Genomic DNA, 15,977 nt, shown 5'->3' on the forward strand with positions numbered 1-15,977 from the left:
TCCGGGGGTCAGTTTCCGCCCAGGATGCCGTTCAGGGCGCGGGACAGGGCGTCGTCCGAATCGGCGCCCACGCTGCTGCCCGGCGTGACGGGGGCCCCGCCTTGGACCTCTCCGGGGGCGGTGATCACGCGGCCGCTGTTCTGCGCCTCGATCCCGTTCATCACCCCGGCCAGCGCCGCGGCCAGCGGATCGTCGGCCGATCCGCTGGTCACCACCTGCGGGGTCGTGCCGCCGCTGGACATGATGATCCCGCTGCCGTCGGGCGACACGGTCGACAGGGGCAGCTCGGGCAGCCCGTCATGGATCTCCAGCATCACCGCCTGCCAGATCTCGGCCGGCAGACCGCCGCCGGTAACCCCGGTCAGGGGCGTGTTGTCGTCGTTGCCCATCCAGACGCCGGTCACGTACTGTTCGGTGAAGCCCACGAACCACGCGTCGCGATAGCTGCTGGTCGTGCCGGTCTTGCCCGCCACGGGACGGTCGCCCAGCTGTGCGCGCCCGCCGGTGCCGTTCGAGATCACCTGCTGCATCATGTAGATCAGCTGGCCCGCCGCGCGCTGGCTGATGACGCGTTCGCCAAAGCCGCCGGTCTGGCCCATCAGCGGGCGGTCGTCGCCCTGCATCGCGACCTCGACCACGCCATAGGGCGCGACCGACGTGCCGCCGTTCCGGATGCCGGCATAGGCGCCCGTCAGTTCCATCAGCGTCGCCTCGGACGCGCCCAGGCCCAGGGACGGGCTGGTGGTCAGGTTGCTGACGATGCCAAAATCGCGCGCCACGCGGATCACCTGATCACGTCCGACGACCTCCTGCAGGCGGATGGTCGAGGTGTTCAGCGATTGCGCCAGGGACTGGGTCAGCGTGACCATGCCGCGATAGTTGCGGGTATAGTTCTGGGGCGACCAGTTGCGCCCGCCGGGGATGCGGATGGTCAGGGGGCCGTCCTCGATCCGGTCGCTTGGCGAATACCCGGCCTCCAGCGCGGCGGCATAGACGAAGGGCTTGAAGCTGGACCCGGTCTGGCGCTTGGCCTGGGTCGCGCGGTTGAAGACACCGTTCACCCGCGTGTCGCGCCCGCCGATGATCGCACGCACCGCGCCGTCGGCGGACATCACCACGACCGCGGCCTCGGCGGTCGAGCCGTCCTTGACCTTCTCATCGAACACCTTCTGCAGGGCGCGTTCGGCTGCCCGCTGGATGCGCTGGTCAAGCGTGGTCGTGATGGTCACGTCCTCGGTCGTCTCGCTGGTCAGGAAGCCGGGGCCGGATTCCATCAGCCAGTCCGCAAAGTAACCGCCCGCCCGGGCCGATGCCGCCTGCGACAGGGTCGCGGGGTTGGCGCGGGCCTGGGCCAGCTGCTGGTCGTCCAGAATAGCCTTCCTGGTGCATCAGCCCCATGACGACGCTGGCACGGGCCTGGGCGCGTTCCAGGCTGGCGGTCGGGGCATAGCGGCTGGGTGCGGGCAGCAGGCCCGCCAGCATCGCGGCCTCGGACACGTTCAGATCGGCCGCGGGCTTGTTGAAATAGACCTGGCTCGCGGCCTCGAACCCACGGGCGCCGCCGCCCAGATAGGAGCGGTTCATGTAGATCGAGAGGATCTCCTCCTTGCTGTACTTCGCCTCCATGGCGAAGGCATAGGGGATCTCCTTGATCTTGCGCCAGATGCCGCCCGACCGACATTCGGCCTCGAACTCGGCCTCGTTGGCAAAGCGGGTGGGATCGAACGTGTCGCCCAGGCACAGCAGCTTGGCGACCTGCTGGGTGATGGTGGAACCGCCGTTCCCCTCCAGCGGGCCGCGGCCCTCGGCCATGTTGATGCGGATGGCGCTGGCGATGCCGCGCGGGCTGACGCCGAAATGGCGGAAGAACCGGCGGTCCTCGGACGACAGGACGGCCTGCTGCAGCACCTCTGGGATCTGGTCGCTGGTGACGGCGCCGTATGTCTCTCCGCGCCAGGCGAAGACGCGGCCGTCGCGGTCCAGCATGGTGACGCTGCCGCGGGCGCGACCATCGAACAGGTCCTGCGCCTCGGGGAGGCTGACATAGAAATAGGCGCTGGCGGCGCCGATGATCAGCGCGACCGTCATGGCCAAGCGCCAGATCGACCCCCAGACGATGCGCCAGGCCAGCGTCACCAGACCGGCGATCCATCCCAGGATGCCGCCGCGCCGCGGCTTTCCGTGCCGCTTGACCTTGCGGGGCGTGGCCTTGGCCGGCGCGGGTTGGCTGCGCTTGTCGGCAACAGGGCTTTTGCCCGAACGGGGCGGGGTACCGGTAGGTCGTTTCATGCGTCGGGTGCCTGCGTGACTGCGTGGCCGGTTGGTCCGGCGGAATTGGCATTCAGCTTACAGCAAGTTTGCGTCGGGGGGAATTGGGCTGACCGAAGCGTGATTTTCCCCGCCTGCCGGTCATGCGAAAGGCCCGGCCGCAGGGGCCGGGCCTTTGCCGTGGGGCGGGCGCCCGATCAGTTGTAGGCGTTCTCGCCGTGGGTGGTCACGTCCAGGCCCTGGCGTTCGTCGCTGTCGCTGACGCGCAGGCCGATCAGCGCCTTGACGATATGGATCGCGATGAAGGACACGACCGCCGACCAGACGATGGCGATGATCACGCCCAGGGTCTGGTTCCAGACCTGCGCGCCCATCGCGTATTCGCCCACCGCGCCGGTGGAATAGTCGAACACGCCGCCGCCGCCCAGGGACGGGGCCGCGAAGACGCCCGTCAGGATCGCGCCGACGATGCCGCCGACGCCGTGGATGCCGAACACGTCCAGGCTGTCGTCGATGCCCATGCGGGGCTTGACCGAGATGACGAACCACATGCAGACCAGGCCGGCGATCAGGCCGATCGCGATGGCGCCCATGGGTCCGACGAAGCCCGCGGCCGGCGTCACGCCGACCAGGCCCGCGATGGCGCCCGAGATGCCGCCCAGCAGGCTGGGATGGCCGCGCATCATCCATTCGCCGAACGACCAGGCCAGCACGGCGGCGGCGGTGGCGACGGCGGTGTTGATCATCGCCAGTGCGGTCAGGCCGTTGGCCTCGAGGTTGGAGCCCGCGTTGAAGCCGAACCAGCCGACCCACAAGATGCAGCCGCCGACCAGCGTGAAGGTCAGGTTATGGGGCGCCAGCAGCTCCTTGCGATAACCCAGGCGGGGTCCTGCGACCATGGCCGCGACCAGCGCCGCGACGCCTGCGTTGATGTGGATCACCGTGCCGCCGGCAAAATCCAGCGCGCCATGCCCGAACAGCAGCCCCGAGGGCGCGTCATAGGCCGACGGGCCGCCCCACCACCAGACCATGTGGGCCATCGGGATGTAGGAGAAGCAGAACCAGATCACCACGAACAGGATCACCGCCGAGAACTTCAGCCGCTCGGCCGTGGCACCCACGATCAGCGCCGAGGCGATGCAGGCGAAGGCCATCTGGAAGATCACGAAGGCCAGTTCCGGGACGTACACGCCGGTCGAGAAGGTCTCGGCCAGGGCATCGGTGCCCACGCCCGCCAGAAACGCCTTGGACAGTCCGCCGATATAGGGGGTGAAGAAGGTCGCGTCCTCGGCGCTGCCGGCACCGGTGAAGGCCAGCGAATAGCCGAAGGCGACCCACAGGATCGCGATGATCGAAAAGATGGTCAGCACCTGCATCAGCACCGACAGCATGTTCTTGGCGCGCACCAGGCCGCCATAGAACAGCGCCAGGCCCGGAAGGGTCATGAAGATGACCAGGACGGCCGACATCATCAGCCAGGCGGCATCGCCCTTGTCGACGATGGGGGCCGCCGCCTCGACGACCGGGGCCGCGGCGTCCTGCGCGAAGGCTGGGACGGCGGACAGGGCCGCCGCCAAAAGACCATATGCGGAAAGCTTTCTCATACTTCTCTCATCCTTAACATCACCCCACGGGCCGCAGCTGCGGCGAACTTCGCCCCTTGGATTGGCAGAATGCAGCCGCTTGCACAGGCCGCAGGCACTGATTCAGGGCGTCCAGACCGGTCATGCCGGGAAAATGGGCTATAATGCGGGGCGATGCCCGAATTTCAGGCGCGCCGCGTGCGGCTGCGGCAGCCCCGAAAGGGCCGCCGAAAACGCAGGGTGGGAGACGACGAAAAGGGGGTCGGTCAGGCCACGCGGCTGACGACGAAATCCGCGAGGTCGGCCAGCATGTCGCGAATCGGATGCGCGGGCAGCACCTGCAGCGCCGCGCGGGCCCGTGCGGCATGGGCCAGCGCATCGGCGCGCGCGGCCTCCATCGCGCCGTGACGGGCCAGCAGCGACAGCGCGTGCTCCAGATCGCCGTCGCGCTGGTCGCCCGCCTCGATGGTGCGGGTCCAGAAGGCGCGTTCCTCGGCGTCGGCCTTGGCGATGGCCTTGATGACCGGCAGGGTCAGCTTGCGTTCGCGGAAATCGTCGCCCACGTTCTTGCCGATCGTCTCGGTCGCACCGCCGTAATCCAGCAGGTCGTCGACGATCTGGAAGCTGATGCCCAGGGCGTCGCCGTAATCGAACAGCGCCTGCACCTGATCGTCGGGCGCACCGGCGATGACGCCGCCCACCTCGGTCGCGGCGGAAAACAGCGCCGCCGTCTTGCCGCGCACCACCTGCAGATAGACGGATTCGTCGGTTGCCAGGTCCTGCGCCGCGGTCAGCTGCAGCACCTCGCCCTCGGCGATGGTGGCGCTGGCATTGGCCAGGATCTCCAGCGTGCGCAGGTTGCCGGGTTCGACCATCAGCTGAAAGCTGCGCGCGAACAGGTAATCTCCGACCAGCACGCTGGACTTGTTGTCCCACAGCAGGTTCGCCGTCGGGCGTCCGCGCCGCTGCGCGCTTTCGTCGACCACGTCGTCATGCAGCAGCGTGGCGGTGTGGATGAATTCGACCGTCGCGGCCAGGTGTACATGCCACGGGCCGGGATAGCCCAGCAGCTTGGCCGCGGCCAGCGTCAGCATCGGGCGCAGGCGCTTGCCGCCGGCCTCGATCAGATGCGCCGTCACCTCGGGGATGCGGGGGGCATGGCGGCTGGCCATGCGGTCGCGGATCAGCGCGTTGACCGCCTCCATTTCGGCGGTCAGGGCCTCGCTCAGCCGATCCAGCGGTTTGCGGACGTTGTCCTGCACAGTCATGCCATACCCCGTGTCTGCGACCGTGCATTGCCACGGCATCGACAAATGCGCAACCGCCGCTTAACGTCGCGCCGATGAAAGAGCTTTTTCCGCAGCAACGATCCGGTCCGCATGTCCGCCGCCACCAGCCTGCTGGAATCCGAAGGGATCGCCACCTTTCCGATGGATCAGCACATGAGCGTGCTGGAGGGATCGATCGGCGTGCTGCCCGCGCGGCTGATGGTCGCGGACCGCGACGAATTCATGGCCCGCGCCATCCTGCGCGACAACGGGCTGGATGACTGACACCCGCATCGACGGATTCCTGGACGGGCGGCTGCGCATCAGTCAGCCCGCGCGCGGCTATCGCGCGGGGGCGGATGCGGTGATGCTGGCCGCGGCCTGTCCCGCGCGGCCGGGGCAGGCGGTGCTGGAACTGGGCTGTGGGGCGGGGGTGGCCAGCCTGTGCCTGGGCTGGCGGGTGCCGGACCTGGTGATCACCGGGTTGGAGCGGCAGCAGACCTATGCGGACCTGGCCCGCGGCAATGCAGCTGCAAACGGCATCGCGCTGACGGTCCTGACCGGCGATCTGACCGACCCGCCGCGGGATCTGCGCGACGCCTCCTTTGATCACGTGATGATGAACCCGCCCTATTTCCTGGGGGGCACGGCCGCGCCCGACGCGGGCCGCGCCCTGGCCAGACGCGAGGAGACGCCGCTGGCGCAGTGGATCGATGCGGGCCTCAGGCGGTTGCGGCCCGGCGGCTGGCTGACGCTGATCCAGCGGGCCGACCGCCTGGACGGGGTGATGGCCGCGCTTGGCGCGCGTGCCGGGGCGGTGACGATCCTACCCATCGCCGCGCGGGCGGGCAGCCCCGCGGGGCGCGTCCTGGTCGCGTCGCGAAAGGGCGCGCGCGGTCCGCTGCGCCTGCTGGCACCCCTGATCACCCATGCCGCCCCCCGTCACGACCGCGATGCCGAGGATCTGACCCCCCTGGCTGCCCAGGTTCTGCGCGATGGTGCGCCGATCGCGATGGGAATTGCGAAAGCCGCGTGACAGAATCAACAAGCTGTGGTGCACTGGACTGGTTCGAGACAACTATAGAGGAGTACGCGATGACGGTTGCTTCCCATGTCGAGGAGCTTCGCAAGAAGCATCAGAACCTTTCGGTCGCCGTGGAGAGGGCCCAGAGGAGCCCCAGTGCCCGCGACCACGAAATCACCGCGATGAAGCGCGAGAAACTGCGTCTCAAGGAGCAGATCAACAGACTGGGTCACTGACCCGTCGCCGACCCGACACCAAACGGAAAAAGGCCCGCGCAGATCGCGCGGGCCTTGCCGTTTCAGCAGTGCGGTCCGACGTCAGACGAAGAACTGGCCGCCATTCGCGCTGATCGTGGACCCGGTGATGAAGCCTGCATCGTCCGCGGCCAGGAACACCACGGCGCGGGCGATCTCCTCAGGTTCGCCAAGGCGGCCGACGGGGATCTGCGGGATGATGCGTTCGTTCAGCACCTTTTCGTCGATGGCGCGCACCATCTCGGTGCCGATGTAGCCGGGGCAGATGGCGTTGACGGTGATGCCCGCGCGCGCGCCCTCCTGGGCCAGCGCCTTGGTGAAGCCCAGGTCACCCGCCTTGGCCGCGGAATAGTTCGCCTGGCCCGCCTGACCCTTCTGCCCGTTGATCGAGCTGATGTTGATCACGCGGCCGAACTTGGCGTTGCGCATGCCGTTCCAGACGCCATGGGTCATGTTGAAGACGCCAGTCAGGTTGGTGTCGATGACCTCTTTCCACTGCTGGGGGGTCATCTTGTGGAACATCGCGTCGCGGGTGATGCCGGCGTTGTTGACCAGCACGGCGACGGGGCCCAGTTCGGCCTCGACCTGCTTGATGCCTTCGGCGCAGGCGTCGTAATCGGCGACCGACCACTTGTAGGTCTTGATGCCCGTCTCCTCGGTGAAGGCGCGCGCGGCGTCGTCGTTGCCGGCGTAATTGGCCGCGACCATATAGCCCGCATCCTTCAGCGCCTTCGAGATGGCGGCGCCGATGCCCCGCGATCCTCCGGTGACCAGTGCGACTTTCGACATGTTTCCCCCTCCTTCTTTAGGTTCTTGAAATATTGCTAATCAATGAAGTTTCGGCGCGCAAGATCATTGCGCGCCAAATTGGCTCAGCGTTCCAAGCACATGGCGACGCCCATGCCCCCGCCGATGCACAGCGTGGCCAGGCCCTTTTTCGCGTCGCGGCGGCGCATCTCGAACAGCAGCGTGTTCAGGACTCGCGCGCCCGAGGCGCCGATCGGGTGACCGATGGCGATGGCGCCGCCGTTGACGTTCACGATGGACGGATCCCATCCCATGTCTTTGTTCACCGCACAGGCTTGGGCGGCAAAGGCCTCGTTCGCCTCGACCAGGTCCAGATCGCCGACCGACCAGCCGGCCTTCTCCAGCGCGCGGCGGCTGGCCGGGATCGGGCCGGTACCCATGATCGCCGGGTCCAGGCCCGCCGTGGCATAGCTGGCGATGCGCGCCAAGGGCGTCAGGCCGCGGCGCGCGGCCTCGTCCTCGGTCATCACCATGACCGCGGCCGCGCCGTCGTTCAGGCCGGATGCATTGGCCGCGGTGACCGATCCGTCCTTGGTAAAGGCGGGGCGCAGCTTCTGCATCGCCTCGATCGTGGCGCCGTGGCGGATGTATTCGTCCTTGTCGACGACCGTCTCGCCCTTGCGGGTCTTGACGGTATAGCCGACGATCTCGTCGTCGAAGCGGCCTTCCTTTTGGGCGGCTTCGGCCTTGTTCTGAGAGGCCAGCGCGAATTCGTCCTGCTGGTCGCGGCTGATCTGCCACTTGGCGGCGACGTTCTCGGCCGTCTGACCCATGTGATAATTGTTGAACGCGTCCCACAGCCCGTCGCGGATCATCGTGTCGATGAACTGCATGTCGCCCATCTTCTGACCGGCGCGCAGATAGGCGGCATGCGCCGACAGGGACATGCTTTCCTGACCCCCGGCCAGCACCACGCGGGCGTCGCCCAGGATCACCTGCTGCGCGGCCAGCGCGACGGCGCGCAGGCCCGATCCGCAGACCTGGTTGATGCCCCAGGCCGAGGATTCCTGCGGCAGGCCGGCCTTGATATGCGCCTGGCGGGCGGGGTTCTGGCCCTGCGCGGCAGTCAGCACCTGACCCAGGATCGTCTCGTCGACCTCGGCCGCGTCGATGCCGGCGCGGGCGACGACCTCGGCCAGGACGGCTGCGCCCAGGTCATGGGCGGGGACATTTGCAAAGGCCCCCAGGAAACTTCCGACCGGGGTGCGGGCGGCGGAAACGATTACGGCTTTGGTCACGGCAGACTCCTTCGCATCAGTGCCGGACGAACCGGCCTGGGGTCAGGATGCTGTTTCGGGACGCTACGTCAAGTCGAAGCCTTGGGACTTTCGGATGATGGCCCCCGCCCGGATGGGCGGAAGTTGCCCTCAGCGGCTGGCCAAGGACGGGGGTTTCTTCCAGGGCGGGGCGATGGTCGGGGCCCCGAAATAGTAGCCCTGCAGGCAATCGATGCCGATATCGATCAGGAAGGCGGCCTCGTCCGCCGTCTCGACCGATTCCGCCACGGTGAACATGTCGAAATGATGCGCGATGGATTGCAGCGCGCGCGTCAGGACCTGATTGTCGGGCTTGGTCGCGATCTCGCGGATGAACTGGCCGTCGATCTTGATCATGTCGAAGCAGAAGTCGCGCAGATAGCGGAACGAGGTATAGCCCGCCCCGAAATCGTCCAGCGCCAGGCTGATGCCGTATCCCTGCACCTCGGCCATGAAGGTCTGGACCTCCTCGGGCATGCCCATGGCGCTGCTTTCGGTGATCTCCAGGATCAGGCGTTCGCCCAGGGTGGTGTCGTCGGACACCCCGCGGCGCAGGGTGTTGATCCATTCGGGATACAGGATCGAGCGTGCAGACATGTTGATCGACAGGCGCAGGCCCGGATCCTCGGCCAGGGTCTGCAGGCCCAGGGACAGCGACAGGCAGTCGATCTTGCGGCCCAGCTCCGTGACTTCGGCCTGGGGCATGAAATCGCGCAGGGGCACCAGGCGGCCGCTGTCGTCGATGATGCGGATCAGCCCTTCGTAAAAGGCGGGGGTCTTGGTGCGCTGCGCCTGGACGATGGGCTGGAAGGCCAGCGTCGCGCTGCCCTTTTCCACCGCCGACGTGACGGCCGCCAGGGTGATGCGGTCCTGATGGCGGATCGCGTCCTCTAGGGGCGAGCTGTTGTCCATAATTCTGTCGCTCACGGGCGGCCTCTTACCGAGTCGGGTCTGCTTGCAGTCTGCCCATATTGGCTTAACCTGCCGTGAATCGTGATCTCTTTCTCAGGTTTGGGTTAACAGATGATGGACCGTTGCGGATGGTGCGGCGATCTGCCGGTCTATGTCGCCTATCACGACACCGAATGGGGCGTGCCCGAACGCGACCCGCGCGCGCTGTGGGAAAAGCTGGTGCTGGACGGGTTCCAGGCGGGCCTGTCCTGGATCACCATCCTGAAGAAACGCGATGCCTTTCGCGCCGAATTCGACGGGTTCGACCCCGAACGCGTGGCGGCGTGGGACGCGGCGCGGATCGACCGTGCGCTGACGAACCCCGGCATCATCCGCCACCGCGGCAAGATCGAGGCCGCCGTGCGCGGCGCCCGCGCCTTTCTGGACATCGAGGCGTCCGAAGGGTTCGCTCCCTGGCTGTGGTCCTTTGTCGGCGGCGCGCCGATCCAGAATGACTGGCCGGACCTGGGACACGTCCCCACCGACACGCCCGAATCGCACGCGATGTCCAAGGCGTTGAAGGCGCGCGGTTTCGGGTTCTGCGGTCCGGTGATCACCTATGCCTTCATGCAGGCCACGGGCATGGTGAACGACCATGTCGTGACCTGCCACAGGCATGGTCCCGTCAGGGCGCTGTCAGCTGGGTGACCAGCGTCTTGGCGGCGTCCGAATCCCATTCGGCGTCGCCCAGATAGCGGGCGACCTCGCGGCCCTCGCGGTCGATCAGCACCGTCACGGGCAGGCCCACGACGCCCATCTCGCGCGCGACCTGCTGGCGCGGGTCCAAAAGGACCGGCAGGTTCTCGACGCCGACCTCGGCATAGAAATCGTCGATGCGCTCGACCGCGTTGCGTCCGGTGGCGATCGTCACCACCTCGAAGTCGTCGCCGCCCAGTTCGGCCTGCAGGCGGTCCAGGGCGGGCATCTCCTCGCGGCAGGGCGCGCACCAGGTGGCCCAGAAGTTCAGCAGCACGACCTTGCCCTGCCAGTCGGCCAGGGTGTGGGTGCCGCCGTCGCGGTCGGTGAACTCGGCGGCCGCCACGGGGGCGGGGTCTTCGGCCACGACCAGCTTGTCCAGCCCCCCGTCGCGCGCCGCCTGCCAGTCGGGGCCTGCGGCGAAGGCGGTGTTTGCACCGAAAACAAGGGCCGTATAAAGCAGGGCGGAACGCAGCATGTGACCTCCGAAGGACGTACTTGATGACCGACCGGCCCCAGACCACCGCCAACAGCATGTGGGGCGGGCGCTTTGCCGCCGGTCCCGACGCGATCATGGAGGCGATCAACGCCTCGATCGGGTTCGACCGGCGGCTCTACGCCCAGGATATCCGGGGCAGCCGGGCCCATGCGGCGATGCTGGCCGCCACGGGCATCATCAGCGATAGCGATGCCGAGGCCATCGGGAAAGGCCTGCTCACCGTCTTGTCAGAAATCGAGGCCGGCCAGTTTGCCTTCCGCACCGACCTGGAGGACATCCACATGAACGTGGAGGCCCGCCTGAAGGAGGTCATCGGGGAACCCGCAGGCCGCCTGCACACGGGCCGGTCCAGGAATGACCAGGTGGCGACCGATTTCCGGCTGTGGGTGCGCGACCAGTGCGACGCGGCCATCGACGGGCTGACCGCACTGATCCGCGCGGCTTTGTCGCAGGCCGAACGCGGCGCCGATTGGGTCATGCCGGGCTTCACCCATCTGCAGACCGCGCAGCCGGTGACCTGGGGCCACCACATGATGGCCTATGTCGAGATGTTCGGCCGCGACCTGTCGCGGTTCCAGGACGCCCGCAAGCGCATGAACGAATCGCCCCTGGGCGCCGCGGCGCTGGCGGGCACGGGCTATCCGATCGACCGAGACATGACCGCTGCGGCCCTGGATTTCGACCGTCCCATGGCCAACAGCCTGGACGCGGTCAGCGACCGGGATTTCGCGCTGGAGTTCCTGGCAGCCAGCAGCATCTGCGCCGTCCACATGTCGCGCCTGGCCGAGGAACTGGTGATCTGGTCCTCGGCCCAGTTCCGGTTCGTGTCGATGTCGGACAAGTGGTCGACCGGGTCGTCGATCATGCCGCAGAAACGCAACCCCGACGCGGCCGAGCTGATCCGCGCCAAGATCGGCCGCATCCTGGGGGCGACCGTCGCGCTGTTCACGGTGATGAAGGGCCTGCCCTTGGCCTATTCCAAGGACATGCAGGAGGACAAGGAACAGGTCTTCGACGCCGCCGACACGCTGATGCTGGCGCTGGCCGCGATGACCGGCATGCTGTCGGACCTGACCGCGAACCGCGACCGGCTGGAGGCCGCGGCGGGGGCCGGGTTCTCTACCGCGACGGATCTGGCCGACTGGCTGGTGCGCGAACTGGGCCTGCCGTTCCGCGACGCCCATCATGTCACCGGATCGCTGGTGGCCCTGGCCGAACAGGGGGGCGTCGATCTGCCCGACCTGACGCTGGCGCAGATGCAATCGGTGCATGGTCAGATCACCGACGATGTGTTCAATGTGCTGGGCGTGCACAATTCCGTCGCCTCGCGCCAAAGCTATGGCGGCACGGCGCCCGCGCAGGTGCGCGCGCAGATCACCCGCTGGAAGGAGAAACTGGCATGAGAAACACGGTCATCATCGTCGTCGTCCTGGTCGTGGTCGTGGCCGTTCTGGCCAGCTGCGGCGTCGACGGCGCCCCGCAGCGCCCGGTCGAGAAGCCCCTGCAGCAGCAGATGGGCGTCACCGTCAGCGGCGATGCCCGGTTCGGCGTGTCGGCCGAGCTGTAGATGGACCACTTCCTCTACAGGAACGGCGAACTCTATGCCGAGGACGTGCCCCTGTCCTGCATCGCGCAGCAGGTCGGCACGCCCGTCTATGTCTATTCCGCGGCCACGCTGACGCGGCATTTCGGCCTGTTCCGGCAGGCGCTGGACTGGACCGACCACCTGGTCTGCTTTGCGGTCAAGTCGAACAGCAACCTGGCGGTGCTAAAGCTGATGGGCGATCTGGGCGCGGGCATGGACGTGGTGTCGGGCGGGGAATACGCCCGCGCCAAGGCCGCCGGCGTGCCGGGCGAGCGGATCGTCTTCTCGGGCGTGGGCAAGACCATCCCCGAGATGCGCATGGCCATCGAAGGCGGCATCCGGCAGGTCAACATCGAGAGCGAGCCCGAGATGCGCGCCCTGTCCGCGCTGTGCGTCAGCATGGGCGCCACGGTGCCGGTGGCGATCCGCGTGAACCCCGACGTGGACGCCAAGACGCACGAGAAGATCGCCACGGGCAAGTCCGACAACAAGTTCGGCATCCCGATTTCCCGCGCCATGGCCGTCTATGCCGAGGCCGCGTCCCTGCCGGGGCTGCGCGTCGTGGGTGTGGATGTGCATATCGGCAGCCAGCTGACCGATCTGGCACCGTTCCGCGCCGCCTATCTGAAGGTGGCCGAACTGACCCGTGCGCTGCGCGCCGAGGGGCACGACATCACCCGCCTGGACCTGGGCGGCGGCCTGGGCATCCCCTATCGCCGCGACAACAGCGCGCCGCCTTTGCCCATCGAATACGGGCAGGTGATCCGCGAGACCGTGGGCGATCTGGGTTGTCAGATCGAGATCGAGCCGGGCCGCAACATCGTGGGCAATGCGGGCGTCCTGCTGTCGCGCGTGATCTATGTGAAGAACGGCGAGGATCGCGAATTCCTGATCGTGGACGCGGCGATGAACGACCTGCTGCGCCCGGCCATGTACGGCGCGCATCACGACATCGTCCCTCTGGTCGAACCCGCCGTCGGCGCGCCGGTCCGGCCCTATGACGTGGTGGGTCCGGTCTGCGAATCGGGCGATACCTTCCAGAAGGGAGCCGATCTGCCCGAACTGGCGGCAGGGGGGCTGGTCGCGTTCCGGTCGGCCGGGGCCTATGGTGCGGTGATGGCGTCGGAATACAATTCCCGCCCGCTGGTCCCCGAGGTGCTGGTGCAGGGCGATCACTTCGCCGTCATCCGGGCACGCCCGACGTTTGAGGAAATGCTGGCACGGGATAGCATCCCGGCATGGCTTTGATCGGGCGACAGCACGACACCGACAGCCCGGGGGCCGTCAGCCCCCGGACCCCCGAGGATATTTTCACAACGGAGATGGGGCCGGTGGCCCGTGCCCTGCGCCTGACCCGCGCGGGCATGGCATGGGAACGCGCGGCGCGGGCCTTCTGGCCGCTGACGACGCTGCTGTTCTTCGGCATCGCGGCGCTGTGGCTGGGCGCGGTGGCGGCCCTGCCTCAGGTGCTGCTGCCTTGGCTGGCGGGCCTGTGGCTGCTGGCGGTCGTGATCGCGGCGGTGCGGGGCGGATGGCGCTTTCGCCGCGTGCGCCGGGCCGAGGTGGTGGCCCGGCTGGACCGCACCCTGCCCGGGCGCCCGCTGACCGCGCTGTCCGACCGTGCGGCGATCGGCGGCGAGGGGCCGCTGTGGCAGGCGCATCTGGCGCAGATGCGCGATGCCGCGCTGGCCGCGCGCGCGGTGCGCCCCGATGCGGACCTTGCCCGGCGCGACCCGTTCGCCCTGCGGCTGGCGGGGCTGGTGGCGCTGGTGATGGCGCTGATCTTCGGGGGGGCGGGCCAGATGGGCCTGGGTCTGCGCGCCCTGGCCGCGACGATGGCCACGCCGCAGCCGGGCGCCGCGCCGCCGCAGGGGCCCGTCTGGGAGGGCTGGGCCGAACCGCCCGCCTATACCCGCCGCCCGACCCTGTACCTGAACGCCCTGGAGGAGGGGCAGGTGCTGGACCTGCCCCAGGGCAGCACGGTCAGCTTTCGCCTCTATGCCCAGGGGGCAGAGGTGACTCAGGACATCGGGCCTGTCACGTCGGACGATCCGACGGCGCCGGCATTCCGGGCCGACCGCTCTGGCAGCATCGACGTCCAGGGACGTCGTTTCGCCGTGACCGTACAGCCCGATGCCGTCCCGGTGATCCGCGCAGGCGCCGCGCCCACGCGCCGCGCCGATGGGCGGATGATCCAGGATTACCAGGCCGGGGACGATCACGGCGTCATCTCGGCTCAGGCGGTCATCGCGCTGGACCTGGACGCGGTCGATCGCCGCTTTGGCCTGACCGTCGCGCCCGAGCCGCGCGACCCGGTGGCGCTGGACCTGCCCCTGCCACGGGGCGACCGCCGTGATGTGCAGGGGCAGCTGGCCGAGGACCTGTCGCGCCACCCTTGGGCCAACCTGCCCGTGACCGTCACGCTGCGCGCGGTGGACGGGATCGACCAGGCGGGCCAGTCCGACCCGATGGCGCTGCCCCTGCCGGGGCGGCGGTTCTTCGATCCGTTCGCGGCCACGCTGATCGAGTTGCGCCGCGACCTGCTGTGGTCGCGCCAGAATGCCGGGCGCAGCGCCGAGATCCTGCGCGCCGTCACCTGGCAGCCCGAGGGGTTCGTCGAGGACGATCTGTATGCCGAGCTGCGCGCGGCGGTGCGGCTGCTGGACGGGGACGAGCTGACCCCGGAGGCCCGCGACCGTCTGGCCGAGGCCCTGTGGGAGGCCGCAATTCTGTTGGAGGATGGCGGTCTGTCGGATGCGCTGGAACGGATGCGCGCCGCGCAGGAGCGCCTGTCAGAGGCGATCCGCAACGGGGCCAGCCCCGACGAGGTCCAGCGGCTGATGGACGAGCTGCGCGAGGCGACCGACGCCTATACTGACATGCTGGCACAGGAAAGCCAGCCGCAGGATCAGGCCGACAGCCCCGACCGGGGCGGCCAGCAGGGCCAGACCATCACCGCAGACCAGATCCAGGAGATGATGGACGAGATCCAGCGCCTGATGAACGAGGGCCGCATGGCCGAGGCCGAGGCCCTGCTGGACCAGTTCAACCGGATGATGGAGAACCTGCAGGTTCAGCAAAGCCAGGGGCAGGGCGAGGGAGAGGGCCGGCAGGGCAGCCAGCCGATGAACCGCCTTGCCGACACGCTGCGCGAGCAGCAGGAGCTGTCGGACGAGGCGTTCCGCGACATGCAGCGCCAGTCCGGCCAAGGCCAGCAGCCCGGTGACGACGGCCAGGACGGCAGCAGCATGGCCGACCGCCAGCGCGCGCTGCGCGAGGAGTTGGGCCAGCAGCAGGGGCTGATGCCGGGGCAGGGGTCACCCGAGGGCGACGCGGCGCGGCGTCAGCTGGACGAGGCCGGGCGCGCGATGGAGGACGCCGAACAGGCCCTGCGTGACGGCGACATGGCCGGCGCGATGCAGCGCCAAGCCGATGCGATCCAGTCCATGCGCGAGGGGATGCGCGCCTTGGGCGACATGATGGCCCAGGAGGGGCAGGAGGGGCAGGAGGGCGGCGAGGGGCAGCAGCCCGGCCAGCAACCCGGCCAGTCGGCGCAGGGCAGCCAGGGGCAGCCTTATCAGGGTCGGCCGCAGTTGGACCCCCTGGGCCGCGAGAGCATGGGCGGCGGCAATGTCATCACCAACGGCGATCCGCTGGCAGAGGGGCTGGACCCCGCACGCCGTGCCCGCGATCTGCTGGACGAGATCCGCCGCCGCAGCGGGCAGCCGGACCGCCCGCAGGACGAACGCGATTACCTGGGCCGGTTGCTGGACCGGTTCTGACGGC

Annotated in this window: 14 protein-coding genes and 1 pseudogene; 8 read left to right on the plus strand and 7 right to left on the minus strand. The window is 68.5% G+C overall.

Features of this window, described 5'->3' with window-relative positions; translation table 11 throughout:
- Positions 1-8 precede the first annotated feature (8 nt).
- The 3 genes and pseudogenes from F1642_RS10505 to F1642_RS10515 form a co-directional block, all read right to left on the minus strand.
- Positions 9-2,289: pseudogene (locus tag F1642_RS10505) on the minus strand (transglycosylase domain-containing protein).
- Between the two features lie 176 nt (positions 2,290-2,465).
- Positions 2,466-3,872, minus strand: coding sequence for an ammonium transporter (locus tag F1642_RS10510; RefSeq protein WP_045983649.1), 1,407 nt, complete (start codon positions 3,870-3,872; stop codon positions 2,466-2,468).
- A gap of 245 nt (positions 3,873-4,117) precedes the next feature.
- Positions 4,118-5,119 (minus strand): polyprenyl synthetase family protein, encoded by a 1,002-nt coding sequence (locus F1642_RS10515; RefSeq protein WP_045983648.1) that lies wholly within the window; start codon positions 5,117-5,119, stop codon positions 4,118-4,120.
- 111 nt (positions 5,120-5,230) lie between these two features.
- On the opposite strand from F1642_RS10515, the gene F1642_RS10520 reads away from it, so the two are divergent.
- The 3 genes from F1642_RS10520 to F1642_RS10530 are packed head-to-tail and all read left to right on the plus strand — an operon-like array spanning position 5,231 to position 6,379.
- On the plus strand, positions 5,231-5,404 hold the full coding sequence (locus F1642_RS10520; RefSeq protein ID WP_194886188.1) for a DUF2007 domain-containing protein: 174 nt from the start codon (positions 5,231-5,233) through the stop codon (positions 5,402-5,404).
- A complete protein-coding gene (locus tag F1642_RS10525; RefSeq protein ID WP_194886189.1) occupies positions 5,397-6,155 on the plus strand; it encodes a tRNA1(Val) (adenine(37)-N6)-methyltransferase in 759 nt (252 codons plus the stop codon). Before F1642_RS10520 ends, F1642_RS10525 begins: the two co-directional genes overlap by 8 nt.
- A 59-nt stretch (positions 6,156-6,214) precedes the next feature.
- Entirely contained in the window at positions 6,215-6,379 is a 165-nt protein-coding gene (locus tag F1642_RS10530; protein WP_064503545.1) for a YdcH family protein, read from the plus strand.
- 81 nt (positions 6,380-6,460) lie between these two features.
- Here the strand turns inward: F1642_RS10530 and phbB are convergent, their stop codons facing one another.
- The 3 genes from phbB to F1642_RS10545 form a co-directional block, all read right to left on the minus strand.
- On the minus strand, positions 6,461-7,186 hold the full coding sequence (gene phbB / locus F1642_RS10535) for an acetoacetyl-CoA reductase (protein ID WP_194886190.1): 726 nt from the start codon (positions 7,184-7,186) through the stop codon (positions 6,461-6,463).
- 83 nt (positions 7,187-7,269) lie between these two features.
- On the minus strand, positions 7,270-8,442 hold the full coding sequence (locus tag F1642_RS10540) for an acetyl-CoA C-acetyltransferase (protein ID WP_045999935.1): 1,173 nt from the start codon (positions 8,440-8,442) through the stop codon (positions 7,270-7,272).
- A 129-nt stretch (positions 8,443-8,571) separates the two neighbouring features.
- The gene (locus F1642_RS10545) at positions 8,572-9,372 is read right to left on the minus strand and encodes an EAL domain-containing protein (RefSeq protein ID WP_045983643.1); all 801 of its coding nucleotides are present in this window, start codon (positions 9,370-9,372) and stop codon (positions 8,572-8,574) included.
- Between the two features lie 111 nt (positions 9,373-9,483).
- Here F1642_RS10545 and F1642_RS10550 point away from each other — a divergent pair, with 111 nt between their 5' ends.
- Positions 9,484-10,059 (plus strand): DNA-3-methyladenine glycosylase I, encoded by a 576-nt coding sequence (locus tag F1642_RS10550; protein ID WP_194886191.1) that lies wholly within the window; start codon positions 9,484-9,486, stop codon positions 10,057-10,059.
- Here F1642_RS10550 and F1642_RS10555 read toward each other — a convergent pair.
- On the minus strand, positions 10,037-10,585 hold the full coding sequence (locus F1642_RS10555) for a TlpA disulfide reductase family protein (protein ID WP_045983641.1): 549 nt from the start codon (positions 10,583-10,585) through the stop codon (positions 10,037-10,039). The two genes, F1642_RS10550 and F1642_RS10555, sit on opposite strands and share 23 nt — an antisense overlap.
- Positions 10,586-10,608: 23 nt before the next feature.
- Between F1642_RS10555 and argH the strand changes: the two genes are divergently transcribed.
- The 4 genes from argH to F1642_RS10575 all read left to right on the plus strand — a co-directional run bounded on the left by argH (position 10,609) and on the right by F1642_RS10575 (position 15,973).
- On the plus strand, positions 10,609-12,009 hold the full coding sequence (argH, locus tag F1642_RS10560; protein WP_194886192.1) for an argininosuccinate lyase: 1,401 nt from the start codon (positions 10,609-10,611) through the stop codon (positions 12,007-12,009).
- Positions 12,006-12,173 (plus strand): hypothetical protein, encoded by a 168-nt coding sequence (locus tag F1642_RS10565; RefSeq protein WP_164871393.1) that lies wholly within the window; start codon positions 12,006-12,008, stop codon positions 12,171-12,173. Before argH ends, F1642_RS10565 begins: the two co-directional genes overlap by 4 nt.
- On the plus strand, positions 12,174-13,439 hold the full coding sequence (lysA, locus tag F1642_RS10570) for a diaminopimelate decarboxylase (RefSeq protein ID WP_194886193.1): 1,266 nt from the start codon (positions 12,174-12,176) through the stop codon (positions 13,437-13,439).
- A gap of 74 nt (positions 13,440-13,513) precedes the next feature.
- On the plus strand, positions 13,514-15,973 hold the full coding sequence (locus tag F1642_RS10575; RefSeq protein WP_255522395.1) for a DUF4175 domain-containing protein: 2,460 nt from the start codon (positions 13,514-13,516) through the stop codon (positions 15,971-15,973).
- Positions 15,974-15,977 lie beyond the last annotated feature (4 nt).

This window comes from Paracoccus sp. NBH48 (assembly GCF_015390265.1).
In the GTDB taxonomy this organism is placed as follows: Bacteria; Pseudomonadota; Alphaproteobacteria; order Rhodobacterales; family Rhodobacteraceae; genus Paracoccus; species Paracoccus marcusii.